The organism is Erythrobacter sp. MTPC3 (assembly GCF_042854385.1).
Classification (GTDB): Bacteria; Pseudomonadota; Alphaproteobacteria; order Sphingomonadales; family Sphingomonadaceae; genus Erythrobacter.
Genome location: NZ_BTGP01000001.1, coordinates 62,534 through 89,274, shown reverse-complemented (window position 1 = coordinate 89,274; position 26,741 = coordinate 62,534). Strand labels below are relative to the sequence as shown.

The window sequence follows — 26,741 nt, the reverse complement described above, 5'->3', positions numbered from 1 at the left end:
AGAACCACAACAGGTTGATGCAGTGACGAGACGTTTCTCCTCGCAGATAGATTCGCAGGGCCCATCCGGCGCTGGCGAACGTGCGAGCCAGAACGCGGAGTTTTTCCGCAACTCTCTCACAGCAGACACGAATATCGCAGGCTCCTCGGTAACACGGCGAGATGCGGCAGCAACAATCGTCGCGCTCAAACAGCGCGTTTTCACATCACAGCATACACGCCCACACCGCGAGCCACTGGCCGCGCGAGCGGGCGTTTGGAGAATAACTAATGGCAACGCGCATGCTAATCGATGCGCGCCACTCGGAAGAAACCCGAGTGGCGGTCCTCAAAGGCAACCGGATTGAGGAATTCGACTTTGAATCTGCTGAACACAAGCAGATCAAAGGCAACATCTACCTCGCGAAAGTTACAAGGGTAGAACCATCATTGCAGGCCGCTTTCGTCGATTTCGGCGGAAACCGGCACGGGTTCCTCGCTTTCAGCGAAATTCATCCCGATTATTACCAGATCCCGCAATCGGATCGCGAAGCGCTTTTGGCCGAAGAAGCCGAAGCCGCCGAAGAAGAAGCGCGTTTGCGCGATGCCGAAGAAGAAGACGGCATCACCCCCGGCGACGAATACGATGCCGAGGATGAAAGCGCCGAAGCTCTTGCAGAAGACCTCGCCGAAGACGGGCTTGAAGAGGTCGACACGTCTGACAAGGATAAGGTTTCAACCATCGAAGACGGCACATCGGACGACGACGATTCCGATGATGAAGACGATGGCGACGATGATTCCGATGGGGACGACAACGAAGACGGCGAAAAGTCCTCCGATGACGACGGCGACGACAATCCGCGCCGTGGACGCGGCCGCGGACGTGGTCGTGGCCGCCGTCAGGGCAAAGGTGGTCGCGGTGGCAAAGGCGGCAACAAAGGCCGCAGCCGCGCCAAGGAAGTCGATGAAGTTCGCGCCAAACGGATGGCCCTGCGCCGCCGATACAAGATACAGGACGTTATCAATCGCCGTCAGGTCCTGCTGGTCCAGGTTGTAAAGGAAGAGCGCGGCAATAAAGGCGCCGCCCTGACCACCTATCTCAGCCTCGCTGGCCGTTACACCGTGCTCATGCCGAACAGTTCGCATGGCGGCGGCATCAGCCGTAAAATCAATTCAAGCAGCGACCGTAAACGCCTGAAACAGGTCGTATCCGATCTTTCCCTGCCTAAAACTATGGGCCTGATCGTCCGCACCGCAGGCATCAGCCGTACCAAGACCGAGATCAAACGTGATTTCGATTATCTGGCGCGGCTGTGGGACGACATTCGCCAGACCACCCTCGCCTCTACCGCGCCCAGCCTGGTCCATTCGGACAGTGACCTGATAAAACGCGCGATCCGCGACATCTACAACCGAGAGATTGAGGAAGTCATCGTCGAAGGCGAGGACGGCTACAAATCCGCCAAAGCTTTCATGAAGATGCTGATGCCCAGCCACGCACGGCGGGTGAAGGCGTATAATGACCCGGTGCCCCTGTTCCAGCGTTACGGCGCAGAGGATCAGCTCCGCGCGATGTATGATCCGATGGTGCAGCTGAAATCGGGCGGCTATCTGATCATCAATCCGACCGAGGCGCTGGTTTCTATCGACATCAACTCGGGCCGATCGACTAAAGAACACGGCATCGAACAGACCGCGCTCCACACAAATCTGGAAGCTGCTCGGGAAATCGCCCGCCAGCTGCGCCTTCGCGATATGGCCGGTCTGGTCGTGATCGACTTCATCGACATGGAATACAATTCCAACGTCCGCAAAGTCGAAAAGTGCATGAAAGATGCGTTGAAGAACGATCGTGCCCGCATTCAGGTTGGCCGCATCTCCAGCTTTGGCCTCATGGAAATGAGCCGTCAGCGCCTGCGCACAGGTGTGCTTGAAGCGACCACGCGCGAATGCCCGCATTGCGATGGCACCGGCCTGGTCCGCACGGCATCGTCCGCAGGCCTGTCCGCGCTTCGCCTGATCGAAGACGAAGCAGCCAAGGGTAAAGGCACGATCATCAAACTCGCCGCCAGCACCGAAGCGGCGATTTATATGCTCAATGAAAAGCGCGGCGAGCTGGTCGAGATTGAGCAGCGTTACGGCGTCACAGTCGAGGTTTCACCCGAGGGTGAGGACGAAGGCGCGAAAATGACCGCATCAAGTGCGGGACCGCGCCCAACACATGCGCCGAAATTCGATCCCATCGTCGATGATGATGATGACGATGATGATCTTCCCGAAGAGGAAAACGGCGAAGACGAAAGCCGCGATCACGAAACTGACGAGGATGGTCAACCACGCAAGAAACGTCGCCGCCGCCGGCGCGGTGGCCGTGGACGCGGCAAGAAGCGCGACGAAAATGGCGCGGAAACAAACGACAATGACGGTGACGATTCCTCGGACGAGAATTCGTCATCCGACGATCACAGCTCTGATGATGACGGCGATGACAAACCAAAGCGTCGCCGCCGGCGCGGCGGGCGTGGTCGGCGAAAATCGGGCGATGAAACGGTGAGCGAAACCGATGCGGAAAACCTCGAAGAGGTGTCCGAACAGGTGAAGGACGACATGGCCGTTATCGCCGGACCGGACGATGCACCCGAGACCGCAGGCGCTATGGCGGCAGAGGAAGAAGCCGCGGAACAACCGGCCGAAGAAAAGCCCAAGCGCAAGCGTGCACTGCGCAAGAAAAAGGCCGACGAGCCTTCACCAGCGGCGAATGATCCCGCGACCGAAGCGGATGCAGCAGAAGAGGCGCCTGCCGAAGAAAAGCCGAAACGCAAACGTGCGCCGCGCAAGAAAAAGGCCGAAGAAGCCGAGCCTCAAGGTGAAGCATCTGAAACCCCTGCTGCGGAAAAGCCGAAGCGTAAATCACGCGCCAAGGCTAAACCTAAAGCCGAGGCCGAGCCTGAAGCGGCTGCGCAGGATACGCTAGCTCCCGAAGCCACTGCGGCACCCGAACCATCGGCACCAGCGGCTGGCACTGATGACGATTCGTCAGAGGCGCCATCGGGCAACAAAAAACGCGGCTGGTGGCAGCGCACTTTCGGTGAGTAAGTAACTGGCGGCGTATTAAATCACGGGCAACAGGCGCGCAGGCCAAAAGGGGTAATCAGATCCCCGGCTTGCGCGCCACGCCCCATTCGTTCCAGCCTGCAAATCTGGGCGCTTTGGGCAGATACCCCTGCCCTAGCGGATCGACCTCAAACCCGGCACCTCTGAAAGCCGACCCTATGGGCCGCGTCAGATGGCATCCGCCGGCCATCCTTTTCCAGACAGGTTCGATACGGTCCTGCCATTTCGCTATGCCGGCATCCGGCGCACGCCCATGCTCAAGGAACAGCGCCTTTCCCCCCGGACGCAAAATGCGGCGCATTTCGGACAGCACCTGTTTTGGATCCTCGACAGAGCAGAGGGTGAACGTGCAAACTACAGAATCAAAAAAACCTGCCGGGAATGGGATATCCTCGCCCACGCCCTGGCGAATATCGGCGGGCCAGCCTTTGGCCTGTGCCGCTTCGCGCGCATCGTTTAGCAGGCCCCCATGCGGGTCTATCCCGGCGTAACTGGTGATCGCACCCGCTTCATAGAATTGCTGGTTGATCCCGCCTCCGCAGCCAAGCTCGAATACGTCACCTTGTGCCAGCGGGATCAATTGCGCGCGCCGCTTCATCACCTGACCCTGGCTGCAAGCGCAGGTCACAAGGCGCGGCATTATGTGCGCATCATACCAATCACGAACTCCCACCAGCGCACTCTCCCAAGCTGAACCAGCGGATCAGTCTACCCCAAAAAGCGGCGCTGCCAAGATATTAGAGATTGCGCAGCCAGTCCGCGATGGCGGTGAAGTCGCGCAGCATGATCGCGCGTGCATCGGCGATCGTCATCGCCGCGAACCGGCTGATCAGAGGCATACTTAGGCCGATCCGCAAAGTTCCGCCCCAGCCAGAGGCGATGCGCACGCACTTCACAGGCTGGCCCAGGCGGATGCCCGCTTCGAGTGCGAGACGGCGGTGAACGCCCTGTGCTTCATCAAAGGTCGCGAGGCCGGGGAGAACACTCAGATCGAGCGTCATAAGCGTGCGCATTTCAATCGGCCGCTGCGACTGCGCGGCCTCCATGCCGATTGCGTGGGGCAGCACACGCTGGACACCCAGCGGCGTGATCACCGCATCCTCCAGACACTCTTCGAACGTGTCGAGAATGGCTTTCACCTTCCTGACCGGCAGACGCTGGAACCGCTCGATCTCGAAAATCGCCGCCTCCAACCGCAAAGCGAGCGACGCGTTGCAGCCGCCGGGCAAACACTCGCGGCCTGGCCAGCTATGCGGCCACTCTGCGCGATTGAATATGGTCGCAAAACCGCTCGGCAAATTCGCCGCGCCATCGACCTGCGACTGCGGTACCAGGGCGAAACCGCTGAACGGCGGTGCGCCGACGAATTTCGAACCTGTGAGCAGGACTATGCAATCCCGCTTCACATATTCGCCTAATGCGCCGCTGGTGATCCGCGCCTGACACGCGTCGATCACGAAAGTCACATCGCCCGCAAACTCCGCGCGCATGGCGTCGATATCGGCGAGTGATGGCAGCACCAGGCCAGTCTTGGACCCGTGGACCCCGTGCACCAGTGCATGTTTGTGTGCCGCCTGTGCTGTGCGGATTTCAGCGCGTATCGCGGCGCTGATTGCCTCGCTGGTGCGCGCCACCCCTTCCCCGCATCTGACCGGCACATCGACCATGCTGACAGGGCCGCACCCCGCCACATGGTCCGCTGGCTCAACCGGAATACCTAGAGCCGTTTCGTTTGCAAAGTATGCTCCGTTGGCGGAATGTATGCAGCCGCTGCCAATCTCGTCTGCGCCCAGCAAAATATTGTGAACGCCCTTCGCCGCTTTGCCGATGGTTGCCGCCAGAGCGACATATTCAAGATCGGTCCCAGACGCCGCGAAGACGATTTGCGTATCACCCGGCAGTCCACATTCCCTGCGCACCCGGTGCCTGATCCCGTCGAGAACGCGGCCGTAATCAGCCGCATTTTGAACCGGTGGCTGGTCCAGCAAATGCTCGAACGCAGCGCGCGAAATATCGCTGACCGTGGACGATGAATACGCGGCGATATCGCGCGGATGCGGGGCCGACAGATACTTGTTTAGCCCGGTTTCCGGCGCGAGAGTGATCCTTGCGTCCCCGCCAGAGGACAGTGCATCAATCAGACGCAATTCAGCGGGCCCGAAATCAATACCCGGCAACGGGCGATTGAGCGGCGGCAGAGTTTGTGCTTTCGAAATCTTGTGACAATCCCGTATCAAGGCCGCCGCGACGACAGCAAAACAAAAATTGCGCTGGCGCACCCGAAACGCGCAGCCTATGGGCGCGGCTTACCAGATTGAGCCGTTTTGACCATGCACGACACAACAATCCATCCCGATTTACAGCCGCTTCGCATTCCGGAAAGTGCGAAGGAACGGCTTAACATCCTGTTTATCGCGAAGAATGCTCTGTGGGAGGGTGAGATTCACCCGCAGGACGGCAATCACGCCATGTATCACCGCGAAATGCGTGAGGTGCTAGAGGGGCTCGGGTTACGCCTCACGCTGTCGGAAACGCATGAGATTTTGTTCGACCCGCCCGAGGGCATTGATTTTGTGTTCCCCCTGCTGAACCGGGCCGGTTTCTTCAATTCCGAAATGCTGCCGCCGCTTTTATGTGAGCGTGCAGGGATTGCGTATCTGGGCGCGAACCCGATCTTGCGCGGGCTGTCGGATGACAAGCACCTGGCCAAACGCTCCGCCGCTGATGCCGGCGTGCCGACTGCGCCTTGGGCGGTGTATAGAAAAGGCGCTCCGGTCAGGCAGGACAAATGCCCGAAAGCCGCCCGCTATGTGATCAAACCGAACAATTCGTCGGCCAGTTGGGGCGTAGAGGATGCCTACGACTGGGAAGGCGTGGAAAAAGCGGTAATACGTATCCACGAAGACCCCTCAAACGGCGGACAGGATGCGATTGTTGAGCCCTTCCTCGAAGGAAGCGACGTCGAAGTTCCGGTGGTGACAATCAATGGCGAGCCGCAAATCCTGCCGATGCTGATCTTCCGCCAATCCGATCCATCGCACCTACGCACCTATTACGAGAAACGCGATCTGGTCGATCGCAGTCAGAAATACTCGCTAGACCCATTCGAAAAAACGGAAATGGTGGCGCGCATTCAAGAACTCACCCGCATGGTGTGGGAAGAGTATCGCCCGTTTGATTACGGCCGTTTCGAATTCCGTGTGAACGAAGCGACCGGCGAGATCACTTTTCTGGAGCTGAACCTCAACTGCAATTTGTGGTCGCAAAAGGTTTTCGGCGTCGCGGCCAAAATGGCGGGATGGTCGCAATCAGACCTGATCGAGACACTGCTGGCAGAGGGGCTCAGGCGGCACGGGCTGATTTGAAGCCTGTCAGGAGAATTTGGAGCGTTTCCGACGTCTGGCATTGGGGGTGGAAGCGGACGCTGACCATGGGAGTCAGAAGTGTGAGTGTCATTAGCTTAATCAATTGCACGCCAAAAAGATGAACTCTTGCAGTCCACAATTGCATAGAAGCGCGCTGGCCATTCAGATTGACCAAACCACTTATTAACTTCGGCCCAAACCTCGTAGTTCAAGTAGGAACCATACCAAGTGAACCTACCACCACCCATTTTTTCATGATAAATTGGGATCATTACTTTGACGTTGTATCCTTCGAAACCAGCAGCCCGCGCTGCTGCTTCATAATCCTCCTTAAATGCGATCACTTCAGATAGCGCTACGCCGTCTTTGGTTCTGCACTCAAAATAGTTCTCTAGAGTCGGTTTCGCAGCTGCTGGCTGGGATGTTAGCAACAGCCCAGCCAGTATTGTGAACCATACAGAATTCTTCACGCATTCACCTCATTCTCGCGGCTTCCGAGAGCGTACGATTCGAAAGCACAGAGCGCAATGCTGGAACGTCCGTAATTGGGTCGTAAACGGTCATAGTCACCCCAACCCAATTCATTCCAAAACCCTCAGGCCGGAACAATTTTCCCAGCAAAATCGAACACCTTTCCGCTATCTTCCGCCCTGAGCCCTGCGAGCACCCTCAACAGATTATCTGCCGCCTCGTTTGGTTCGGTCAACTGGCCATCGGGAAGGTTTGTCTGGAATGGCTCCGACAGCGCGCTGTCCACCGTGCCGGGGTGGAGGCCGATTACGGAACCGTTTTTATGGGTTCGGCCCGTTTCAAGCGCGAAATTCTTGATCAGCATGTTTAGCGCGGCTTTCGACGCGCGGTAGGAGTGCCATCCGCCTAGTCCGTTATCGGAAATGGAGCCGACCCGCGCGCTCAGGGCTGCGAAAACGAATGCCTCGTCGCGCGGCATCAGGGGCAGCATATGTTTGGCGATGATCGCAGGGCCAATCGTGTTGAGTGCAAACACCTGCGCCATCGCGGCTGGATCGAGCCGCTTGTAAGTCCGCTCAGGTCCGGTTCCGTCCGGCAACGTCAGCACGCCGGTCGCCGCGATTACCCATGTGGGCGGATTGTCCTTCATCAGGGATGCGGCGGCCTCTATTGTGCTCTCATCGGTCAGATCAAAAGCGAAAGGGACAGAGCCGGGCAATTTTGGTAATTTACCATCGCGCGATCCCGCATAGATCGTCTTGCACCCCAAATCGGAAAGCCTTTCGCACAAGGCCCGGCCAATTCCGCCAGTGCTGCCGAATATAGCCGCAGTGCGCGGTGCGGTGATGCCTGGTTTTCCTACTTCATCCATAGGCAATAGAGCGGGGCAATGGTCTTATGGTTCCACAAATCGTCCGCTTTCATAAGCATCAAAAGGGTCGCGACGAATTTAGCCCCAGGACCGTGTAACATGCGGTCCATGTCTCTGCGCGCTGTGGATGGTGTCAGCCATTCAACAGCTATCCCAAACGCTGCAACACCGGCTCTCTTGCGCCCTGCGGCCAAGACGCTAGATAGGTGGCAAGTAGAAATGGGATTACACTGACATGGCGACTTTCACCCTCCCCAAGAACTCGACCATCCGAAAAGATGGCAAGGTCCACAAGGCCGAGGGCGGCAAGCGTCTGAAATCGTTCAAGGTGTATCGCTACGATCCCGACACGGGCAAGAACCCGCGCTATGACAAGTTCGAGTTGGACCTCGACGATTGCGGCCCGATGGTTCTCGACGCACTGTTCAAGATCAAGAACGAGGTCGACACCACCCTCACCTTCCGCCGGTCCTGCCGCGAGGGCATTTGCGGCTCCTGCGCGATGAACATGAATGGCAAGAACGGGCTCGCCTGTACCACAGCAATCGAAGACCTGAAGGGCGAGATTCGCATCACGCCTCTGCCGCACATGGACGTGATCAAGGATCTGGTCCCGGACTTCACCCACTTTTACGCGCAATACGCCTCGATCCAGCCATGGCTGCAAACCGTCAGCACCACGCCTTCGGGTAAAGAGCGCCTGCAGACGCCGCAGCAGCGCGAACAGCTCGATGGTCTTTATGAGTGCATCCTGTGTGCATGTTGCTCGACAGCGTGTCCGTCATACTGGTGGAATTCGGACAAGTTCCTGGGTCCGGCGATCTTGCTTCAGGCATACCGCTGGCTGGCCGATAGCCGCGATGAAATGACGGGAGAGCGTCTCGATGCGCTTGAAGATCCGTTCCGCCTGTATCGCTGCCACACCATCATGAACTGCGCGAATGTCTGCCCCAAGGGTCTTAGCCCGGCAAAGGCAATCGCCGAAACCAAGAAGATGATGGCCGAACGCGCGATCTGATCGCTCCGGCGGGCTTAAGCTTATGAGCGAACCCGGTGTGCCATTCGATTACCGGCCCCTGTCCGCTGCGGAAGCAGACGGGGAGGAAGGCTGGTATAGCTGGAACCTCAAAGACCGCACCCGCTACAACACGGCAGTGCTCGGCGAATTAAGGGTCCGCGGCGAAGGCGACCGATGCCGTCTGCGTATGTTCCCAGAACGGCGCCACACAAACCTCGGCGACAACATCCACGGGGCGGCCACGCTGGGTCTGATCGACATCGCGCTGTTCGCGGCCATGCATGTGATCGGCAGCGGGAATGCCGGGCCATCGGTCACGGTTGAGCTATCGACGCAGTTCGTCGGTGCTGGCGACCCGGAAAGACCTCTCGACGCCGTGACCGAGATCGTGCGCGAAACGGGCCGAATGCTGTTCCTACGCGGCGAATGCGTGCAAGGCGATGATATAGTGACCAGCTATTCCGGCATTGTGCGCAAGATGAAGGCGCTGCCGCGTGATCTACCGGCATGAGCGGAATGCTGGCGCGCTACGAGAAGCTGATTGCCTCGGGCGAGCTTAGGGCAGACCCGGACCAGCGCCGGGCGGCAATTCGGCTCGACACCCTGCAAAAAGAGCTGGAAGCTGATGCGCCCGGCGGGCTGCTGGGACAACTTTTCGGCCGCAAGAAAGAGCGTCCGCAAGGCGTCTATATGTGGGGCGGCGTCGGGCGCGGAAAGTCGATGCTGATGGACCTGTTCCACAGCACGCTGACCATAAACGAAAAGCGCCGCACTCATTTCCACGCCTTCATGCAAGACGTCCACGCAGCCATGCGAGAGGCGCGCAAATCGGTATCCGGCGATCCCATCCCGCCCGTCGCCGAAGCCATTGCGCAAGACGTGCGCTGTCTCGCCTTTGATGAGATGGTGGTCAACAATTCAGCTGATGCGATGATCATGAGCCGCCTGTTCAGCCAGCTGATATGCGAGCAGGGCGTGACCATCGTAACAACGTCTAACAGGCCGCCGCACGATCTTTACAAAGATGGACTGAACCGAGAGCATTTCCTGCCGTTTATCGACCTGATCGACGGGGAGATGGACGTTTTGCCTTTGAACGGGCCGACCGATTACCGGCTTGACCGGATTGGCGATCTGGCGACTTGGCACACACCGCTGGGCGATGAAGCGACAGAAAAGGTGCGTGAGGCGTTCTTCCGCCTGACCGACTTTGCGCCGGAGGATGCAGAGCATGTCCCATCGGAAGAGCTCGCAATTGGCGCAAAACGGACGATGCATGTCCCCAAATCGCTTAAAGGCGTCGGGGTTTTCAGTTTCAAACGGCTGTGCGCAGAGGCTCGCGGGGCACCTGATTATCTGGCCATTGCGCAGGCATTTCACACCGTCATCATCGTCGGAATTCCGCTGATGGGCCCCGACAGCCGCAACGAAGCGGCACGGTTCGTTACGCTGATCGACGCGCTATACGAACACCGGGTAAAGCTGTTTGCCACGGCCGCAGCCGCGCCGGACCAATTGTACACCGCCGGCGACGGCAGCTTCGAATTTCAGCGCACGGTAAGCCGGCTTAACGAAATGCAGAGCGACGAATATCTCGCACTGGGCCACGGGGCGGATTACTGAACGTCAGGCAGCGGCAATGCGTTCGGCAAGACGTGCCTGCGCCGCCACAAGCCGGTTCATCACCTTCAAATCCTGCTCCCGCAATTGAAGCGCGGTGTCGGCCCACATTTCCGTGATCTTGTTAAGTTCAGCCAGTTTCAACTGCCAGACTTCCTTCATCGCGCGCCGTGATCCCACCAATCCCGCATGACGCCGCTCGGCTTTCTTGATGAAGCTTCGCGTGGCATTCAAACCGTCGCCCGGCTCCGCCAAAGCGTGCACAATCCCCAGATCATACATCTGCTGGGCCGTAAACGTCTCGTTTGAAACGATGATCCGGTCGGCCATCGCACTTCCAAGTTTGCGGGCAAGCAAGGCGTGTGCTCCCATACCGGGATACAGACCGAACATGATTTCCGGGAGCCCGAAAGTCGCCTGGCGTTCTGCGACGATGTAGTCGAATGACAGCAACGCCTCAAACCCGCCGCCAAGAGCGGCGCCTTGCACCATACCGATAGTAAGCATCGGAATTTCGAGGGTTCGGATATTACGATCGAGTATCGCGCAGCAGCGGTGACCATAATTTACCAAACCGTCACGATCACGTTCGCGGATCAGCCGCTGAAACAAATGAAGATCGCCGCCAAAGCAAAAAACGTCGTCACTCCGGCTGCCAAGGACCAGGTATTTGAGTGGCACCTTATCAGGGCCAAATCCCTCGCCAATCAATCGCTGCCAGCTTTCAAAATCATTGAGCATCGCCGGGGTGAAGCTGGGCCTGCCCTGTGGACTCATGTAGGTCCAGAGAGTTGCAGTCTTATCTTCATAAAGAACGTCGAGTTCCCGAAGCTCCAGAAGCTCCTCTGGGATGGCCGAATGAACGGCGCTTTCAACGAACAATTCCTGATCGGCGGTCAATGGTACCGCCCTGCTAGCGCCACTATCCATATGCACACTCCGAGTCGACCCGCATTTTGCTGGCGTGTTTTACCCCCTCCAGCACTCGAACGGCCATTTGGCTCCATTTGACATGAGAGTAGGCGACCCCGGAGTCGCTTGGCAATCAGATATTTACTTTAATTTGCATTGCGGAGTCTCAGAATGGTGCACGAAGCGTCAGATTGTCGCCGATTGTTGCGCCAAAGCTATTCTGATATTTCCATGTGCTTCAGAGATTTTTCGAGCATCAACAATTGCCAGAGCACCCGGGAATTGTCGCTGATCCCGGCAATGTGGTCATCTGCAAGGCCGGTCAATTTGCCCGTATCGAACCAGCCTGTCTGCCCCAGAACCGTTCCGCTGGCGATGGACCTCGCCTCGCCTGCCAAGGGGCCACGAAACCATTCTGCAATCGGTGTGACGAAACCCTGTTTCGGGCGATACAGAATGTCTTGCGGCAGATAACGCTCCATTGATTTCTTGAGCAGATATTTGCCCGTGCGCCCGTTCACACGCATTTTTTCAGGCAGGCGCGCAGCAAATTCGACCAAGCGGTGATCCAATAACGGCTCGCGGGCCTCCAGGCTGACAGCCATGCTCGTTCTATCTACCTTCGTTAAAATTCCGCCCGGCAGCCAGAATTTGAGATCGGCATATTGCGCCCGGTCCAGCCCGCTTCGAGCAGGCGCGCTGCGCATTATCGCGATCAGTTCCTGCTCCGCCTGAAATCCGGACAGCTTGCCTTGCATGGCTGGGGAATAAAACGAATGCCGCCTTTGCGCATCCGACACGCTGAGCGCGTCCGCATATGCGTGGTCAGAATCTGCGGCCAAGGCAAGCAAAGTCGATTTCGCTCTAAGCGTCTGCGGCGCCCAATCTGCCTTGGGCCAGATTGAACCCAGCCCGCCAAAAAGCGGCTGACGGATGGCCGATGGAATGACTGAGCGCACGCGGTCTTCGTTGTAATGAAAAACCTGCCTGCGATATCCCGCGAACGCTTCATCGGCGCCGTCACCCGATAGCGCGACAGTTACCTGTTCGCGCGCCAGCTGGCATACGCGCCACGTGGGCAAGGCAGAGGCATCGGCGAATGGTTCATCAAACATCGCGGCGAGTCGCTGCGCTTCACCGAAATCGTCACGGCTTACGGTCCGGGCGGTATGATCTGTGCCGTATCGCTGGGCGATGGCGCGTGCGTAACCCGTTTCATCCAAGGCATCGACATCGAAACCGATGGAGCAAGTTCGCACCGGATCGGCGCTGTTTTCGCTCATCAACGCAACCACGCTGCTGGAATCGACACCGCCGGAAAGAAACGCGCCAAGCGGCACGTCAGAAACCATGCGGGAGCGCACCGCTTCGCGCAGGAGATGCACCAATTGCGCCGACAGGTCCGCCTCGCTGCCGCTTTCTCTCTGGCTGAAATCGATATCCCACCACTGCTTCGCCCCCTCCGGCCTCTTGCCTTGCTCCAGCAGCAGGAAATGACCAGCGGGAAGCTTTTCAACCCCGGACAGGATCGACCGCGTATCGGGCACATACCCGAATGCGAGATAGCTATCGATTGCAGCCGGATCGACTTTCCGGCGCAGCAGCGGGTGCGCCAGCAAACCTTTCAATTCCGAAGCGAATGCAAGGCTGCCGTCGGAAAGGCGCGCCATAAACAGCGGCTTTACCCCAAAGCGGTCGCGGGCGAGCAGCAATTGGCGTTTATCCAAGTCATACAATGCGAAGGCAAACATGCCGTCCAACCGGTCAAGACACCCCGTGCCCCAGCGTTGCCATGCGGCCAGAATTACTTCTGTGTCGCCATCGGTGTGGAATTTGAAACCCGCCGCCTGAAGCTCGCTTCGCAGCTCACGGAAATTGTAAATCTCTCCGTTGAAAGCGATTACCGCGCGGCCATCGGCGGAATGCATGGGCTGCGGGGAGCCCTCGATATCGATAATGGAGAGACGCCGGTGGCCCAGCCCTATGCCATGATCTGTCCACACACCCGAACCGTCCGGCCCGCGGTGAACCATCGCCTCGCACATGCGCTCAACCCGGACAGGATCGACCGGCTTGGGCGTTTCCGCATGAAAGATACCGGCAATTCCGCACATAGAAGTTTTGCGGCTTAGCCTGCGCCTGCAGGAGCGACAATGATCGCCATCAGGGCCGCAGCTAGGATGATCGCAGCCAGAGCACCTCCCATCGCAGCGGCTGTCGGGGCGCGCATTTCTATGCGCGCCAGCCACTGCCAGTCCTGCAATTCGTGGAGCCGCCAGCCATATTCCTCAGGCTCACGTTCAAAGAATTGCCACGCCCCTGCAAGCAGGACTGCGACGACCAGCGCAAAGAAAATCCAGCCATAAAAGATATGATCAAACCCGGCAGCAAATTCGACGCCCTGACTTTGCGCGATGAAGATCGTGCCCCACGCGCGCACGCCGTTGGCGATAATCGGAATGATGATTGCGGCCGCCATAAAACCGATGCGCCGCGACCAGCTTTCAAATCGGGTAAAGCAGACAAGCACCGCCAGCGTAACCATCGCGATAAGGAACTTCACTCCTGAACACGCCTCAGCCACGATGAACAGGCCGATCGGCGTTTCAATATAGATACCGTCAACGATCGCAGGGATGCCGCTGGCATGTGTCAGCGCAATCGCGATTTTGGCGGTGACCATCTGCAATGCAGGAATAAGCTCGTCGCCAAACGGCACCAGAAACGCGGCAAAGACTATGGGTAAGGCGAGCAGGACCGACACACGCACACCCAAAACCGCGACAACCACGCCTTGCATCGCGCCAACGGCCCCTGCATGGGCCAAAAGATTGATGCCGGTGTAACGGCCAGCCAGCCAAAGCCCGATTGCAGCCAGAACCAATCCTAAGCCGGGCAAATATGGTTTGGGGACCGCCTGAGCAAGCTCGCGCCGCTGCACCCAGACAAGCCAGAAAATGATGACCGGAACGAGCAGGATATGGGTGTAGGTGTCGATATTCCACCACTGGTGAAACATCTCGCCCCATTCGCGGCTCATGACGATGCCGATAGCCAGTATTGCGGCGACAATAGTCCCAAGCGGCGCATGCCATGCGGCTGGGATATGGGTTGCGGCATTTTCAAAATGCCAGTCCTGCTGCGGGGCCGAAAGGTCAGGCTGCATTGCGAACCTCTGCACCGCCGGATCGGATCAACCGGTCCAGCGGTTCAAGCATTGCAGCCCATGCGTGATGCTCGATAACAAACTCGCGCGCGGCTAAGCCCATTGCGATTTGTGCTCCGCAGTCACTCGCCATTTCCACAGCGGCTGCAGCAAATTCTTCCGCCACGCTTGGTGCGATATGCCAGTGCTGTCCGTCTTGCGCCGCAATTCCGGTTGCCGCTTCGGCCGTGAGCACGACCGGACGGCGCATCGCCATCGCTTCCAGCACTTTGTTTTGCACACCGCGCGCGATCATCAGCGGCGCGAGCACGCAATCGGCGGCGGCGATATATGGTCTGACATCGGGCACCTCGCCCCAGACCGTGACGCCGTTTTTGCGATCAAATTCCAAAAGTGCGGCTGTCGGGTTCCTGCCGACGACATGAAATTCTGCGCTCGCCAAAGTTTCGCGGATGAGCGGCAGCACGGTCTTTGCGACCCACACCGCCGCCTGTTCGTTTGGTCGGTAGTCCATTTGCCCGGTAAAAACGAAATGCGGTCCGGGCCGCGCGGCAATGCCTGGCTCCGCTGCGATTGACGAAGGATCAAAGAACTCCGCGTCGATCCCGTTGCCCATCACCTGAATGTTCGTGTGCGCCAGCGACGACAGACGCGACCGCAGCAGATCAGCCTCTTGCTTAGTAATCAGCAAAGTCGCATCCGCGCGCCGCGTCAAACGCTCCTCTTCGGCGGCAAGCAGCCGGGCCTCTCTCCGGTTGAGCCAAACGCGGTCCCCGGCATCAGCGTAATTGCCGAATTTGGCGCTATCGACATCGCACAGGTCGATCACCACCCGGCCCGTAAAGTCATCGGGCACATATTGGCCCATCTGCCCTGAAAAAACGACAATGGTGTCGATGGCCTTGTCGGAAATCGTTTTGCGCACCCATTGGGCTAGCTTTGCGCTGTGAAACGCCGTTAGACTGACTGGTTTGCCGGAGGCTATCGCCTGAGCGCCCGCCAGCGCCAAAGGCTTTGTACGGTCTACGATGGTGAAGCTGTCTGCGACCGCACCGAGTTCTAGCGCGCCCGAGCGATCTTCATCGGTTTCAGCAAAACACCCGACATGCACGCGCCCCAGTCCGGCCAACTTGCGCAGCAGATGATGCGCGCGAATTTTGTCTCCGCGATTGGGAGGGAACGGCACGCGATGCGCGAGGAAGAGGATGTTCTGCATCTCCGATCCCATCACGCCAGACCGCGCGCGATCCACGGCCCGATTGTATTGGCTATCGGCAGGGGAAGCTTCTTCCACAGGTCGATTTTGCGGCTGTATGCATCGCTGGTCGGGTCAATGTCGCGGCCCTGCCCGCCGCCTGCGACCCATTCCCCATAGACGAGCGGGACGGGGTCAAAACCCCAGTTTTTCTTAAAGTTATAAGGCCCGCTGCCCGTTTTCGACCGCCCGAAATCGAACACTTTCATCCCCTTGCGACGGGCGTGAAGCATCAATTCATAGTACATGCGTTCATTCGCGCGTTCGCTGCGCGCCTGCACGGTGCCGCCGCCCCAGAACGGCATGACCGCGCCGCCGTGATAGAATGAGAATACCGAGGATACTGGCGTCCCCTCTTTGCAGACAGTCAGAATATCCGCCGCATCAGGAAACTCCGCCAGCATCGCCTCAAACAGCGATTTTGGAAAGACCGGCGTGCCCAGATTGCGAACACTTTCGCTGTAGACAGCGTAATGCGCCGCGAGATCATCCGGCGCTGAACCGATGCGGATTTCAAGATCGTTTTTAAGCGATTTGCGAATTTCGGCGCGCGCTTTACGCGGGATCGCCTGCAACTGATTTTCGTCCGTATCGGCCAGCGCACGCTCGAACCCGGCATGCCTGTCATCCCATTGCTGCCAGTGATCGGGCAAAGATCCGCCGCGCACCTCTATCGCTGAAAAACCGTGGTCCTGCGCGTATGCCTGCGCCGCGCATGCCACCTTTTCTATCGCATCGCCTGTATCGGCAAGGATACCTCCGCCCACTCCGAAACCGGATGAAACCAGCGCCTTGCCAAACAACACAGAACGCACTTCGGTTAGCGGGAGCCAACCGGTAATTGCGCCGTATTGGCGGGTCACAAAACCTGATGCACGCTGCCCGGTGCCCTTTTCGACCGCACGAAGCCATGCGGGGCGGTGAAACAGGCTCGCGCCCTTTCGTTCGACAAATGTGTCGATCCGTTCCGCCATTCGCGCATCACCAAGGTCAACCAGCTGCGCGTCCGTGTTCAAGGCGGCAGGCGCGTTCATGCCGCAAGCGTTTCCGCCGGTTCAGTGTCGCCAGTCCAAAGCGGCGCATGGCCAGATTGCTGCTGCGCGATGTTATCCATCCGGCCCCAGGCAAATTCGCCGACAAGATCGCCCAGTTTCCCGGCCATCTTGTCGAGACCCGTATAGTGCCGAAGTTTGGATCGCATGGGCGCATGTTTCATACGAGGCTGGCCGGGATCCACCTCCCACGGATGGAAATAAAAGACTGCTGGACGGCGATCTTTCTCGTTCACCTGCGCAATGGCCCAGCGCGAAAAAGCGTAAGGAAGGACCCGGAAAAATCCGCCCCCACCTGCTGCGACCCGCCGGCCGCCCAGCATTGCAGTGGTAACCGGAATTTCAATGAAATCGCTATTCGCAAGCGGGCGAAATGCAAACCGGGGCGCTTCGGGCCATCCGTAATGATCGTGCGCGATGGGCGCGACGCTGGATGAATAGCTGTAGCCCTGCTCGGCCAATTCTTCGAATGCCCACGGCGTGCGCCGGTCAATGGAAAAGCTGGGCGCACGGTATCCCGTGACCTGCTGTCCGCTGCAATCTTCCAGAATGATCCGGGCTTTACGAATGTCGCTGGCGAACTTTGCATGGCCCAGATTGAACACACGCGCATGGTCGTAACCGTGGCTGGCGATCTCATGACCGGCCTCGGCAATGCGCCGGATCAGCGCCGGGTGCCGCTCTGCGATCCAGCCCAGGGTAAAGAACGTCGCGCTGACACCGGCCTCTGCAAATAGGTCGAGAATGCGCGCGACATTGCCTTCCACGCGCGTCGCGATCCCGTCCCAGTCGCTGCGATCAATCACGTTCTCGAATGCGCCGACCTGAAACCAGTCTTCGACATCGACCGAAAGGCCATTCGTGATCTTTGCATCACCGGATTGATCAGGAAGACTGGCTGCCATGATCAGGCTGCCTCACGCGTGTTGTCATCCTCAAGCCATTCGATCAGCATGGTCAGCACATGGCGCAAAGACTGCTCCTGCTCTTCAAGCCGGGCCTCCATCCGTCCAAGAACCTCGTCGACCTTCGCTTTGGAATCCTCGTCCAGGTCGACATCTAGGATCGGCGCTGACTTTGCGGCCTGCAATTCTGCGATGGCCGCTTCGAGTTCTGCTGTGCGCGCATCGCGCTGGGCCAACATATCGGCGACTTCGCTCGCAGGGACACTGTCCACGTCCTGCGTTTCGGCAGGCTCGGCTGCATCCATGTTGATCTGGTGGAGCGATGCGACCGGAGTGTCATGCGCGGTTGGCGTCACTTCGGGCGAGGATGCAGGCAGCGGATCTGGCACCGCTTCCGATCCGTGTTCTGTCTCGAACGACATTTCATCAATCACTGCCTGCAACATTTCGGCTGTGACAGCTTCGCTTTCCTCAATGGCCGAGAGCAGCAGCAGGCGGTTCATCACCTGGTTGACGCGGCGCGGAATGCCCCATGTCTGTTCATAAAGCGAATTGAGCAGACCATCCTCGAATGACGGGCGTTCATCCCATCCGACATGGCGCAGACGGTGCGTGACATAATCTTCAAGCTCGCTTTCATCCAGCGGCTCAAGATGATGCGAGGCGATGATCCGCTGGCGCAACTGGTCCAGATCGGGATGTTTTGCGACCATTGCGCGAAACTCCGGCTGGCCCAGCAGCAGGCTTTGCAACAGCGGGTGCGAACCGAGCTGGAAGTTTGAAAGCATCCGCAGCTCTTCCAGCGCGGAAATGTCGAGCGACTGGCATTCATCGACGATCAGCAGGCAGCGGCGGCCAGCGCGCGCCTCGTCCTGCAGGAAGCGTTCAATCGCGCCGAGCGCGCTCGCTTTATCCTTGCCTTCGATTTCGATGCCGAATGATTGCGCGACCACGTGGACAATTTCCTGTCCGTCCAGCGCCGATGTGACGATATGCGCGACCGTTAGCTGCGCCGGGTCGACCCGCTGCATCAACAGGCCGACCAGCGTGGATTTACCCGCCCCAACCTCGCCCGTGATGACGATGAAGCCCTCACCCTGATTGAGCCCATAGCCGAGATACGACATCGCCTTTTGATGGGTGGCGCTTTCAAAATAAAACGCGGGGTCCGGTGTCAGCTGGAAAGGGCGTCCGGTAAAGCCATAAAATTGTTCGTACATCGGTTCAGCTCCGTGCATCAAAAGTCATAGCGCAGACCAAGCAGCGCGGTGGCGACTGCAAAGTCTTCAGCGGTGAATTCACTATCGAGATAATCGACCGCAATGGCGGCCCGTGCGGAAAGTCGGTCGGTGATGCGGCGATTGTAGGCGGCTGCCGCGCCGAAACCGGTTGCGCCGCTGGCGCCAGCATTGGTGTCAAACCAATTGATATATGCGCTGGCGGCGATGCTGGCGCGCTCGCCAAGCTGGCGGGAAACGCCGCCATTGAGGTAATAGGTTTCATCGACGATGCCGTCTGCGATTTCGAGCACCGTTCCTTCTGCGCCGATGAACTCGCGCCGGTCATAACCGGCTCCGATAGCAGCGGTCAGTCGCCCGATCCGGCGCTGATAGCTGGCATTCACGCCCTGCCCGCGAAATGCGGCCGAGCGGACCGATCCGAGCGAATTGACAAGGCTCGACCCGTCCGCACCTGTTACCAGCCCGGTAAAGTCCCCGGTGACAGGGTTGCGAACAGCCGAAAAGTCGCTCGACAACCCGGCCAGAGAATTGCCCAATTGCCCGCCAAAGCCGGAAACCGCATCATAAACAGAGATATTCAGCGCGCTGCGCCGATCGGGGGCGTAGCTGAAGTTGCCGTAATAAGTCGTTGAGCCGTAACGCTCTCCCACGCTGGCTGACAGCGATGTGCGTGAACTGGGCCGCCACATGACCCCGACATCCCATAGCAAGCCATCAACCTCGAACGCGATCCTGCGGGGTTCGGAACTGTCTGTAACCAGCCTGCCGCCAGTTCCCACCACAGGATCGCCGTTCACATCGCGCAGCGCATCGCGGCTTGATACTTCGACATCTTCGTATCCGGCCCCGCCCATAACAGCGAATGTAGGGCTAAGCGGTATCGTCACGTCACCGCGCACAAACACGTCGCGCACGCGCTGGTCTAGGTTGGAGATGTCTTCCTGATAAAAACCTGCAGTCGCCGCCAGCCCAACTGGCAGCGGCTGGCCTGCGCGCGTTGCCGCCTTGATCTGGCCGGTATAGCTCGTGCTGTCATCGAATATGTCAATGGGGCTGCCCTGTGCATCAAGGACTGCGTTGCCGGTTTCAAACCGGTTATACCCGATCCGCGCAAGGCCGGTTACGCCGACATCTCCGACCTGTGCAGTCAAAGTTGGACCGGCGAACAGGCTGTAGATCTGGCTGGATGCGTCTTCGCTGGCGAGCGGATTGGCTGACACGGCCCCGCCGCCGTCAATGCGCGTTCTGCTCGCGAGAGCGCCCGCTTCGAAGGTAATAGTGCGCGGTATTACGGAGAGAGAGCCGCGGGCAATTCCGCTGATCGTATCGGTATCGACCCTGTCGCCGTAACCGATATTGCGCTCATACCGCACAGATACCGATGCGCCGCTGCTGCGGCCTTGACGGTTGAGATCGACACCTGCGGCAATTTGCGTGAAAGTTACCAGATCATCGCCGGGTGAAAGTTCCGCCGAAAGAACCTGGCTTACCTCGATATAGGGCGCGATACGCACACTACGCTCGTCCCCGCTGCCTTGCTGGGCGAGCGCGGATGCGGGGAGAACCCCGGCGCAAAGTCCTATGAGGACGCCAAGACGCAGCAGCGATTTCAAAGCTCGGCAGCGCCGTAATATTCGCCAAACTGACGTCCAGTCGGGCTAAAACGCGCCGCATTCAAAAGCAGCTTCATGTTCGGGCAGGCAGAGAGCAATTGCCGTGCATCATCTAGCGCGGCCCGGCTGGTCTCGTCAGCGCGCACCACCAGAACCGCCTGCCCCACATGCGCGGCCAGCTCAGCCGCTGGTGACGCGGCGAGCGCGGGCGGCGTGTCGAAAATGACGAAGCGATTGGGCGCACCGCGAGTAAGGCGCGAAAGGATTTCACCGGTCCGCTCGCTCGCAAGCAATTCGGCATCGCGCGGGCCAGTCGTGCCGGCGGGCAGCACGAACAACCCGTCAATATCGGTTTTCACCGCGAGCGTTTCCGGGCGGATATCAGGGTTCGCCAAGGCATCCATCAATCCGCATTCGGCCTCTATGCCTAACCGTCGCGCCGCAGAGGGCCGGATCACGTCGGCATCGACCAGTAATACCTCGACATCGTTTTCCGCTGCGAGAGCAATTGCCAGATTGACTGCGCAATACGTTTTGCCCTCACCCGTGTGCGGAGACGACATCAGAATGCGGCGTTGGCGCGCATCGCGGACCGCGCGGGCATCAGCAATCAGATCGCGCTTTACGATCCTGAATTCCTCCAGCAGCGCGCTCACCGGGTCTTCAGGCACGATCAGGCCAGCCTCGCGTAGGCGATCGCGGTCGATAGCCTGCAACGGCCCGGACAGCGCAACCGGCGGAAGTTCGGGTTTCTGCGGGGGCGCGGCGTCCGCAGGTTTTTCGGAACTGGGTGCTGGCTCTGGTGTGAGCGCCGGTTCCACCACGGCTTTTGGCTGGCGCGTCCGTGTCTCGGGCAATTCCGACGGCACGCTGGCCGGGCCAAGGTTTCGCAGGCCGAAGGCATCGTTCGCGCGCTCGATCAGTGAAACGCGCTTCGCAACCTTGCGGTCAATTTTGCTTTGATCGGTCATCCTGTCAGCCTCCTATGCCAGCGTCCCGACCGAGATGATCTCGATCGCAAGCAGGATGAAGAACATCGCAAACAGCCCTGCGCTGATCCCGGCGAATTGCTTCAGCCGTTTTTGCTCCAGCGCGCGCGCTGCCTCGGAGACTGTCAGCGAAATCGAACCGATCACCGGCAAGTCAGCGGTCCGTTCAAGTTTCTGGGCGGTCGCGAATGTCGATTTAAGCTGACCCATTGCATAAGCCGCACCGATCCCAGCACCGATACCGGCGATCAGAACGCCAAACAGCAACAGCGGACGGTTTGGTGCGGCGGGCTTTTGCGGGACGACCGGCGGGTCGATCAGGTCGAATTTGTACTGGCTCGTTTCGTCCACGACATTTCCGCGCGTGCGGATTTCCTCGCGATCCTGAAGCCGGTCTTCGTAGTTCTTGCGCAAGACCTCGTAATCGCGGCTGATCCGGTTGGCCTCTGCGGCGACTTCGGGTTCGGTCGCCTGGCTCGCCATAAGCGAGGCAACTTGCGATTGGAGCGCGGCCCTGCGCGCCTGAAGCGACTGGACGCTCGCCTGACGGTCGGCGCGAATGGCAAGCAGCGAGGAATGGGCAGGGTTCGGTGTGCCGCCCTGCGCATTCGGGCCTGCGTCATCGACTTGATCCTGCAGGATCGCCACCTGTCTAAGGGTTGACCGGACATCGGGGTGTTCGTCTTTAAGCCCCCGCGCACGCAATTCGGCCAGCTGCGACTGCGCCTGCATCAGGGCAGCCCTTGGCCCAACGGCATTCTGCCCGCTTACGATGGTGCGGGGCGTACTGGCGAGCTGACCGTTCACCGCTGCAAGCGCGCTTGTCGATGCGGCAAGATCGGCATCCACATCGCGCAATTCGGTGCGCGCCTGCTGAATTTTCGTAGCGAGCGAAGCGGAACCGCCGATCAGTTCGGGGTATTGCGACTCGAATGCGAGGCGGCGCTCCTCGGCTGCTTCGAGTTCGACCTTTCGCTCATCAAGCTGGTCGTCGAGTTCCGCGATCGCCTTGTTAATGTCTGCCCGGTTGCCCGAGATGTGTTCTTCACGGAATATATCCAGCAATTTTTGAACGACATTGCGTGCCAGAACGGCATTTTCAGCGTCGGAAAGATCGCTTTTGCCGACTGTCGCGACGATTTCGAACAGGTTGTCCTGCTGGCTGGTCACTTGCACCCGCTCGGCAAGGTCGGCAACCGCTGCGTCCATCTGGGTCGCCTCGGTCACTTCTTCGCCCAGCTTTGTCGAGCTGATGACTTTCTTCAGGTTTTTCGTGCTGACCAACGTCTGGCGCACGCGCATGATCTCTTCGCGTCCGTCCCCGGCATAGCCAAGCTGTTCGGACAGCACGTCATCTACATCGACGTAAATACGCGCCCGCGATTCGTACGAATTGGGCACCATGGCCACGGCGAGCCAGCCCAGCAGGCACACACCCCACGCAACAGCGGCAGCGGTCCAGCGGCGATGCCAGACCGAATACATGGCAGTACGCAGTTCTTCGAAAAGTTCGGTCATTTGCCGGTCAGGTCCTTAAAACCTGCTTTCCGGGATGATGATGACATCACCCGGTTTCAGCATGACATTGGCGCTGCTGTCGCCGCGTTTCAGCAGGTCTGACAAGCGCAGCCGGTATTCCTTCTGCGCGCGGTCCGGCCCTTCGTAACGCAGCAATTTGGCGCTGTTGCCCGCGGCAAATTCACCCAGCCCGCCAACGGCGATCATCGCGTCCAGCACGGTCATATTCGCTCGAAACGGCAGAGATGCAGGTTGATCGGTAGAGCCGACGATGCGGATTTGCTGTTCAAACGTGCTGACGAATTCGTTGACGATTACCGACACGATCGGCTGCTCGATATATTGTTCAAGCTCGGCGCTGATATCGGTCTGCAGCTGGGTCGGTGTTTTGCCCACGGCGGTCATGTCACGCACCAGCGGCATGGTAATCCGGCCATCGGGGCGGACCTGGATTTTCTCCGCACTCAATTCAGGATTGCGCCACACATGCACCGTAATTTCATCAAGCGGACCAATGATATAGGCCTCGCTCGGCGCTTCGGGTGCGGATGAATAGGTCGCTGGCGGAAGTTCTGGCCCGCCCGCAGTGCAGGCGGCCAGCGCAAACGGGGAAAGCGCGATGCAGGCAATGCGGGAGAGAGGCGGCGACATTTTCATCAATTTGTTTCCTTGGCCTGAAAGACGCAGCGACCAGCGAAGGATTGCAGGAGCGACCTGCTGCACCGGGCGACGCGAATGACGTGGCTTCAGTGACGCAAATTGGTGAACATACTGTTAGGAATACAGGCGGATCGGCGGCAGTGTCCCACTAAGGGATAGCCCAGTGGCGATGGGTTAACGGCGCACTAAACCAGCACTTCTGCGGCAGGCCCATGACCAAGAAAAGCGGATGGCGACGCGGTCGCCCCGTATGCTCCAGCGCAGAAGACCGCAACGATATCACCAACTTGGCCGCGCGGCATTTCGGCCTTGTCAGCCAGTCTGTCGAGCGGGGTGCACAGGCAGCCGACGACATTGACGACCTCTTCCGGGCCGGTGTCATAGCGGTTGGCAATAGCAATCGGGTAATTTCGGCGCACCACGGTTCCGAAATTGCCAGACGCGGCAAGCTGATGGTGCAGCCCGCCATCGGTGACCAGATAGGTCATCCCGTGGCTTTCCTTGCGGTCGATAACGCGGCATAGATACACGCCCGCTTCCCCCACGAGGTATCGGCCCAGTTCAAGGCACAAATCGGTCTTGGCAAGGCTGTCTGGCAGATCAGCCATGCGGCCATGCAACGCTTCGCCGATTGCGTTTAGATCGACGGGCTCGTCTCCGGGAAAATACGGCACACCAAAACCGCCGCCCATATTGAGTTTTGGCAAAGCCTCGCCAATTTCGTTTGATAATTCATCAGCCAAATTCAGAACGTTATTCTGCGCTTCTATGATAGCGTCTGCGCTAAGCGCCTGACTGCCTGTGAAGATGTGCAGCCCGCGCCATGTGACGCCCTCCCCCATCAGGAACCGTGCAAGATCGGACACCTTGTCCGCATCGACGCCGAAAGGTTTGGCGCCGCCGCCCATCTTCATTCCCGATCCCTTGAGCTCGAAATCGGGGTTTACGCGGATCGCAATTCGCGGCGCTATGGATAGCCGCTGGCCGATTGCGATAGCCCTGCGGCCCTCGCCTTCGGATTCGCAATTGAGCGTTACGCCTGCTGCAATGGCAGCCTCCAGTTCATCATCGCGCTTCCCCGGCCCGGCAAAGCTGATCCGCGCCGGGTCCAGCCCGGCCTTGGTTGCTAGCGCAAGCTCTCCGCCTGATGCGATATCGAACCCGTCAACCAATCCCTCCATATGCCGGATAACATCGGCATGCGGATTGGCCTTGATCGCGTAATTGATACCGATCCGCTGGGGCAATGCAGCGCGTAGATCAGCGATGCGCGCATCGATGAGTGCGCGCGAATACACGAAAAGCGGCGTTCCGCCTGCCTCCGCGACCAGATCGCTGGCAGTTCGCCCGCCAATGGCAAGCTCGCCGCCCAAAGCGTGATAGCCGGGGGGAATGGGTCCGATTGGTTTGGGTTTCACTGCTCGCCCCCGGCTTTGATCTCGGCGTTCAATTCGCGCAGCAACGCTGTCCGGTCAATCTTTCCATTGGGGTTGAGCGGCATCGCATTGCGCCAGTGGATCGCGTGGGGCTGCATGAACCCTGGCAATTCCCGTTTGAGCATCTTTGCAAAATCATCGCGCTGGGGCGAGCCTGCGTCCCCTCGCACAACCAGATGCACCGCATGGCCCAACCGTTCATCGGGCAGGCCGAGTGCTACTGCCTCATGCACGAATTCGCTTTTGATGGCCGCTTCCTCGATTTCCTGCGGGCTTATCCGGTTGCCCGAGCTTTTGATCATGGCATCGCGGCGGCCCACGAAATAAAGCAGGTCGTTCTCATCCCGCTTCACCCTGTCGCCCGACCAGACTGCAGTCCCGCCATAGCGCGAAGAAGTGGGAGCAGGTTTGAACCGCTCCGCAGTCCTTTTGGGATCTTGCCAATATCCCTGCGCCACCAGCGGCCCGCAATGCACCAGCTCGCCCTCCACGCCCGGTCCGGCCACCTCTCCATCGTCCGTAATGACGAGAATTTCTGCGAAGGGTATCGCCTTACCCATTGAAAGCGGGTGTTTTTCCACAAGGTTAGGGTCAAGGTACGTGGAACGAAATGCCTCGGTCAGGCCGTACATCGGATAAATATCGGCTTCGGTAAAAATGCCGCGCAGACGCTCTACGAGCTCATTCGTCAACGCACCCCCGCTATTGGTCAATCGCCGCAGCGGCGAACTTGCCTCTGCCGGCCACTCAAGTTCGGTGAGCTGGACCCATAGCGGCGGCACCGCAGCCAGCGTCGTAACCGAATGTTTGGCGCAAGCTTTTGCCACATCGCGCGGAAACAGGAAATCGAGCGGCACCACGCTCCCGCTAGCATACCAGGTCGATAGCAACTGGTTCTGCCCGTAATCGAAGGAAAGCGGCAAAACTGCCAATGCCACGTCGTCCTGCGCCAATTTGAGATAATGGGACACGCTTACCGCGCCGAGCCAGAGGTTCGCGTGGCTCAACATCACGCCCTTCGGACGCCCGGTTGATCCGCTGGTGTACAAGATCGCAGTTAGATCATCAGGGTCAGCGGCCGATGGGCCGATCTCAATTGCGGCTTCGTATGCGGCAAACAGCGCCTCACTCTCTTCTACGATTGCGCATGATGCCGGCGCGTCGGCAGTTTCGAGCGATGCGAGACGCGCTTTGTTACCGATCAGCATGACCGATCCGCTGTCAGCCAGAATGTGCGCGGCCTGCGCCCGTTTCAGAAGCGGATTGATTGGGACGTGGACCAATCCTGCGCGCGCTGCGGCCAGCGGCATCAGGCACGTAAGCTCGCCTTTGGCTGCCCAGCTTGCCACCCGGCTGCCTTTTCGCGGCAATTCGCGCGCCAGCCACCCGGCCAGTCTATCGACACGCAGTCTTAACTCCTCATGGTTAAGCACTCCGCTGCGCAGAACCAAAGCAGGCCGCTCGCCATAACCGCCCTCGCCCGCCAATTCGGCAAGGTGGTCCAGCGGGCGCGGCTTTGGGTCGAGAGAGGTTTGACTGGACGTCATGAAATTC

22 protein-coding genes are annotated in these 26,741 nt (G+C 59.0%); 5 read left to right on the top strand and 17 right to left on the bottom strand.

Going from position 1 to position 26,741, the window contains the following annotated elements; genetic code table 11:
- Positions 1-269: 269 nt before the first annotated feature.
- Positions 270-3,077 carry a ribonuclease E/G gene (locus tag ACGHU1_RS00430; RefSeq protein ID WP_390582378.1) on the top strand — a complete coding sequence of 936 codons (2,808 nt, stop codon included), beginning with the start codon at positions 270-272 and terminating at the stop codon, positions 3,075-3,077.
- Between the two features lie 55 nt (positions 3,078-3,132).
- Here ACGHU1_RS00430 and ACGHU1_RS00425 read toward each other — a convergent pair whose 3' ends face one another.
- Together ACGHU1_RS00425 and ACGHU1_RS00420 are read right to left on the bottom strand one after the other, a co-directional pair.
- Entirely contained in the window at positions 3,133-3,768 is a 636-nt protein-coding gene (locus tag ACGHU1_RS00425) for a class I SAM-dependent methyltransferase (RefSeq protein ID WP_390582376.1), read from the bottom strand.
- Positions 3,769-3,832: 64 nt separating this feature from the next.
- On the bottom strand, positions 3,833-5,242 hold the full coding sequence (locus ACGHU1_RS00420; protein WP_390582374.1) for a hypothetical protein: 1,410 nt from the start codon (positions 5,240-5,242) through the stop codon (positions 3,833-3,835).
- 183 nt (positions 5,243-5,425) lie between these two features.
- Between ACGHU1_RS00420 and ACGHU1_RS00415 the strand changes: the two genes are divergently transcribed.
- Entirely contained in the window at positions 5,426-6,460 is a 1,035-nt protein-coding gene (locus ACGHU1_RS00415; RefSeq protein WP_390582372.1) for a phosphoribosylglycinamide synthetase, read from the top strand.
- 95 nt (positions 6,461-6,555) lie between these two features.
- Here ACGHU1_RS00415 and ACGHU1_RS00410 read toward each other — a convergent pair whose 3' ends face one another.
- Complete coding sequence (locus tag ACGHU1_RS00410; RefSeq protein ID WP_390582370.1) at positions 6,556-6,930, bottom strand: hypothetical protein; 375 nt, start codon at positions 6,928-6,930, stop codon at positions 6,556-6,558.
- Between the two features lie 125 nt (positions 6,931-7,055).
- Positions 7,056-7,802 carry an SDR family NAD(P)-dependent oxidoreductase gene (locus ACGHU1_RS00405; protein ID WP_390582368.1) on the bottom strand — a complete coding sequence of 249 codons (747 nt, stop codon included), beginning with the start codon at positions 7,800-7,802 and terminating at the stop codon, positions 7,056-7,058.
- Positions 7,803-8,037: 235 nt separating this feature from the next.
- Between ACGHU1_RS00405 and ACGHU1_RS00400 the strand changes: the two genes are divergently transcribed.
- Genes ACGHU1_RS00400 through zapE form a run of 3 tightly spaced genes read left to right on the top strand, consistent with a single transcriptional unit; the run spans position 8,038 to position 10,443 of the window.
- Complete coding sequence (locus ACGHU1_RS00400; protein ID WP_390582366.1) at positions 8,038-8,820, top strand: succinate dehydrogenase iron-sulfur subunit; 783 nt, start codon at positions 8,038-8,040, stop codon at positions 8,818-8,820.
- Positions 8,821-8,842: 22 nt separating this feature from the next.
- Positions 8,843-9,331 carry a PaaI family thioesterase gene (locus ACGHU1_RS00395; RefSeq protein WP_390582364.1) on the top strand — a complete coding sequence of 163 codons (489 nt, stop codon included), beginning with the start codon at positions 8,843-8,845 and terminating at the stop codon, positions 9,329-9,331.
- The gene (zapE, locus tag ACGHU1_RS00390) at positions 9,328-10,443 is read left to right on the top strand and encodes a cell division protein ZapE (RefSeq protein WP_390582362.1); all 1,116 of its coding nucleotides are present in this window, start codon (positions 9,328-9,330) and stop codon (positions 10,441-10,443) included. The genes ACGHU1_RS00395 and zapE overlap by 4 nt, the downstream gene beginning before the upstream one ends.
- 3 nt (positions 10,444-10,446) lie before the next feature.
- Here the strand turns inward: zapE and ACGHU1_RS00385 are convergent, their stop codons facing one another.
- The 13 genes from ACGHU1_RS00385 to ACGHU1_RS00325 form a co-directional block, all read right to left on the bottom strand.
- On the bottom strand, positions 10,447-11,340 hold the full coding sequence (locus ACGHU1_RS00385; protein ID WP_390582360.1) for a crotonase/enoyl-CoA hydratase family protein: 894 nt from the start codon (positions 11,338-11,340) through the stop codon (positions 10,447-10,449).
- A 227-nt stretch (positions 11,341-11,567) separates the two neighbouring features.
- Positions 11,568-13,466 (bottom strand): XrtA/PEP-CTERM system amidotransferase, encoded by a 1,899-nt coding sequence (locus ACGHU1_RS00380; protein ID WP_390582358.1) that lies wholly within the window; start codon positions 13,464-13,466, stop codon positions 11,568-11,570.
- Positions 13,467-13,480: 14 nt separating this feature from the next.
- Positions 13,481-14,518 carry an exosortase A gene (xrtA, locus tag ACGHU1_RS00375; RefSeq protein ID WP_390582357.1) on the bottom strand — a complete coding sequence of 346 codons (1,038 nt, stop codon included), beginning with the start codon at positions 14,516-14,518 and terminating at the stop codon, positions 13,481-13,483.
- Entirely contained in the window at positions 14,508-15,734 is a 1,227-nt protein-coding gene (locus ACGHU1_RS00370) for a TIGR03087 family PEP-CTERM/XrtA system glycosyltransferase (protein ID WP_390582355.1), read from the bottom strand. The genes xrtA and ACGHU1_RS00370 overlap by 11 nt, the downstream gene beginning before the upstream one ends.
- Before the next feature lie 11 nt (positions 15,735-15,745).
- Positions 15,746-16,807: a FemAB family XrtA/PEP-CTERM system-associated protein gene (locus ACGHU1_RS00365; protein WP_390582353.1), complete on the bottom strand. Its 1,062-nt coding sequence runs from the start codon at positions 16,805-16,807 to the stop codon at positions 15,746-15,748.
- Positions 16,804-17,730, bottom strand: a complete 927-nt coding sequence (locus tag ACGHU1_RS00360) for an XrtA system polysaccharide deacetylase (protein ID WP_390582351.1) — start codon at positions 17,728-17,730, stop codon at positions 16,804-16,806. Before ACGHU1_RS00360 ends, ACGHU1_RS00365 begins: the two co-directional genes overlap by 4 nt.
- Positions 17,731-17,732: 2 nt before the next feature.
- Positions 17,733-18,950 carry an XrtA/PEP-CTERM system-associated ATPase gene (locus tag ACGHU1_RS00355; RefSeq protein WP_390582349.1) on the bottom strand — a complete coding sequence of 406 codons (1,218 nt, stop codon included), beginning with the start codon at positions 18,948-18,950 and terminating at the stop codon, positions 17,733-17,735.
- A gap of 17 nt (positions 18,951-18,967) precedes the next feature.
- Positions 18,968-20,485, bottom strand: coding sequence for a preprotein translocase subunit YajC (locus ACGHU1_RS00350; protein ID WP_390582347.1), 1,518 nt, complete (start codon positions 20,483-20,485; stop codon positions 18,968-18,970).
- A 95-nt stretch (positions 20,486-20,580) separates the two neighbouring features.
- Positions 20,581-21,555 carry an AAA family ATPase gene (locus ACGHU1_RS00345; RefSeq protein ID WP_390582345.1) on the bottom strand — a complete coding sequence of 325 codons (975 nt, stop codon included), beginning with the start codon at positions 21,553-21,555 and terminating at the stop codon, positions 20,581-20,583.
- Positions 21,556-21,567: 12 nt separating this feature from the next.
- Positions 21,568-23,091: an XrtA system polysaccharide chain length determinant gene (locus tag ACGHU1_RS00340; protein ID WP_390582343.1), complete on the bottom strand. Its 1,524-nt coding sequence runs from the start codon at positions 23,089-23,091 to the stop codon at positions 21,568-21,570.
- Between the two features lie 15 nt (positions 23,092-23,106).
- The gene (locus ACGHU1_RS00335) at positions 23,107-23,748 is read right to left on the bottom strand and encodes an XrtA/PEP-CTERM system exopolysaccharide export protein (RefSeq protein WP_390582341.1); all 642 of its coding nucleotides are present in this window, start codon (positions 23,746-23,748) and stop codon (positions 23,107-23,109) included.
- A 188-nt stretch (positions 23,749-23,936) separates the two neighbouring features.
- Positions 23,937-25,169: a pyridoxal-dependent decarboxylase, exosortase A system-associated gene (locus tag ACGHU1_RS00330; protein ID WP_390582339.1), complete on the bottom strand. Its 1,233-nt coding sequence runs from the start codon at positions 25,167-25,169 to the stop codon at positions 23,937-23,939.
- A complete protein-coding gene (locus ACGHU1_RS00325) occupies positions 25,166-26,734 on the bottom strand; it encodes an acyl-CoA ligase (AMP-forming), exosortase A system-associated (RefSeq protein WP_390582337.1) in 1,569 nt (522 codons plus the stop codon). The genes ACGHU1_RS00330 and ACGHU1_RS00325 overlap by 4 nt, the downstream gene beginning before the upstream one ends.
- Between the last annotated feature and the right edge of the window lie 7 nt (positions 26,735-26,741).

Excerpts from the sequence above, each read along its gene's own strand:
- ACGHU1_RS00380 (WP_390582358.1), bottom strand. The coding sequence starts at position 13,466 with ATGTGCGGAATTGCCGGTATCTTTCATGCGGAAACGCCCAAGCCGGTC.
- ACGHU1_RS00325 (WP_390582337.1), bottom strand. The coding sequence starts at position 26,734 with ATGACGTCCAGTCAAACCTCTCTCGACCCAAAGCCGCGCCCGCTGGAC.
- ACGHU1_RS00405 (WP_390582368.1), bottom strand. The coding sequence starts at position 7,802 with ATGGATGAAGTAGGAAAACCAGGCATCACCGCACCGCGCACTGCGGCT.
- ACGHU1_RS00345 (WP_390582345.1), bottom strand. The coding sequence starts at position 21,555 with ATGACCGATCAAAGCAAAATTGACCGCAAGGTTGCGAAGCGCGTTTCA.
- ACGHU1_RS00370 (WP_390582355.1), bottom strand. The coding sequence starts at position 15,734 with ATGCAGAACATCCTCTTCCTCGCGCATCGCGTGCCGTTCCCTCCCAAT.
- ACGHU1_RS00395 (WP_390582364.1), top strand. The coding sequence starts at position 8,843 with ATGAGCGAACCCGGTGTGCCATTCGATTACCGGCCCCTGTCCGCTGCG.
- ACGHU1_RS00360 (WP_390582351.1), bottom strand. The coding sequence starts at position 17,730 with ATGGCAGCCAGTCTTCCTGATCAATCCGGTGATGCAAAGATCACGAAT.
- zapE (WP_390582362.1), top strand. The coding sequence starts at position 9,328 with ATGAGCGGAATGCTGGCGCGCTACGAGAAGCTGATTGCCTCGGGCGAG.
- xrtA (WP_390582357.1), bottom strand. The coding sequence starts at position 14,518 with ATGCAGCCTGACCTTTCGGCCCCGCAGCAGGACTGGCATTTTGAAAAT.
- ACGHU1_RS00415 (WP_390582372.1), top strand. The coding sequence starts at position 5,426 with ATGCACGACACAACAATCCATCCCGATTTACAGCCGCTTCGCATTCCG.
- ACGHU1_RS00365 (WP_390582353.1), bottom strand. The coding sequence starts at position 16,807 with ATGAACGCGCCTGCCGCCTTGAACACGGACGCGCAGCTGGTTGACCTT.
- ACGHU1_RS00355 (WP_390582349.1), bottom strand. The coding sequence starts at position 18,950 with ATGTACGAACAATTTTATGGCTTTACCGGACGCCCTTTCCAGCTGACA.
- ACGHU1_RS00430 (WP_390582378.1), top strand. The coding sequence starts at position 270 with ATGGCAACGCGCATGCTAATCGATGCGCGCCACTCGGAAGAAACCCGA.
- ACGHU1_RS00400 (WP_390582366.1), top strand. The coding sequence starts at position 8,038 with ATGGCGACTTTCACCCTCCCCAAGAACTCGACCATCCGAAAAGATGGC.
- ACGHU1_RS00335 (WP_390582341.1), bottom strand. The coding sequence starts at position 23,748 with ATGAAAATGTCGCCGCCTCTCTCCCGCATTGCCTGCATCGCGCTTTCC.
- ACGHU1_RS00340 (WP_390582343.1), bottom strand. The coding sequence starts at position 23,091 with ATGACCGAACTTTTCGAAGAACTGCGTACTGCCATGTATTCGGTCTGG.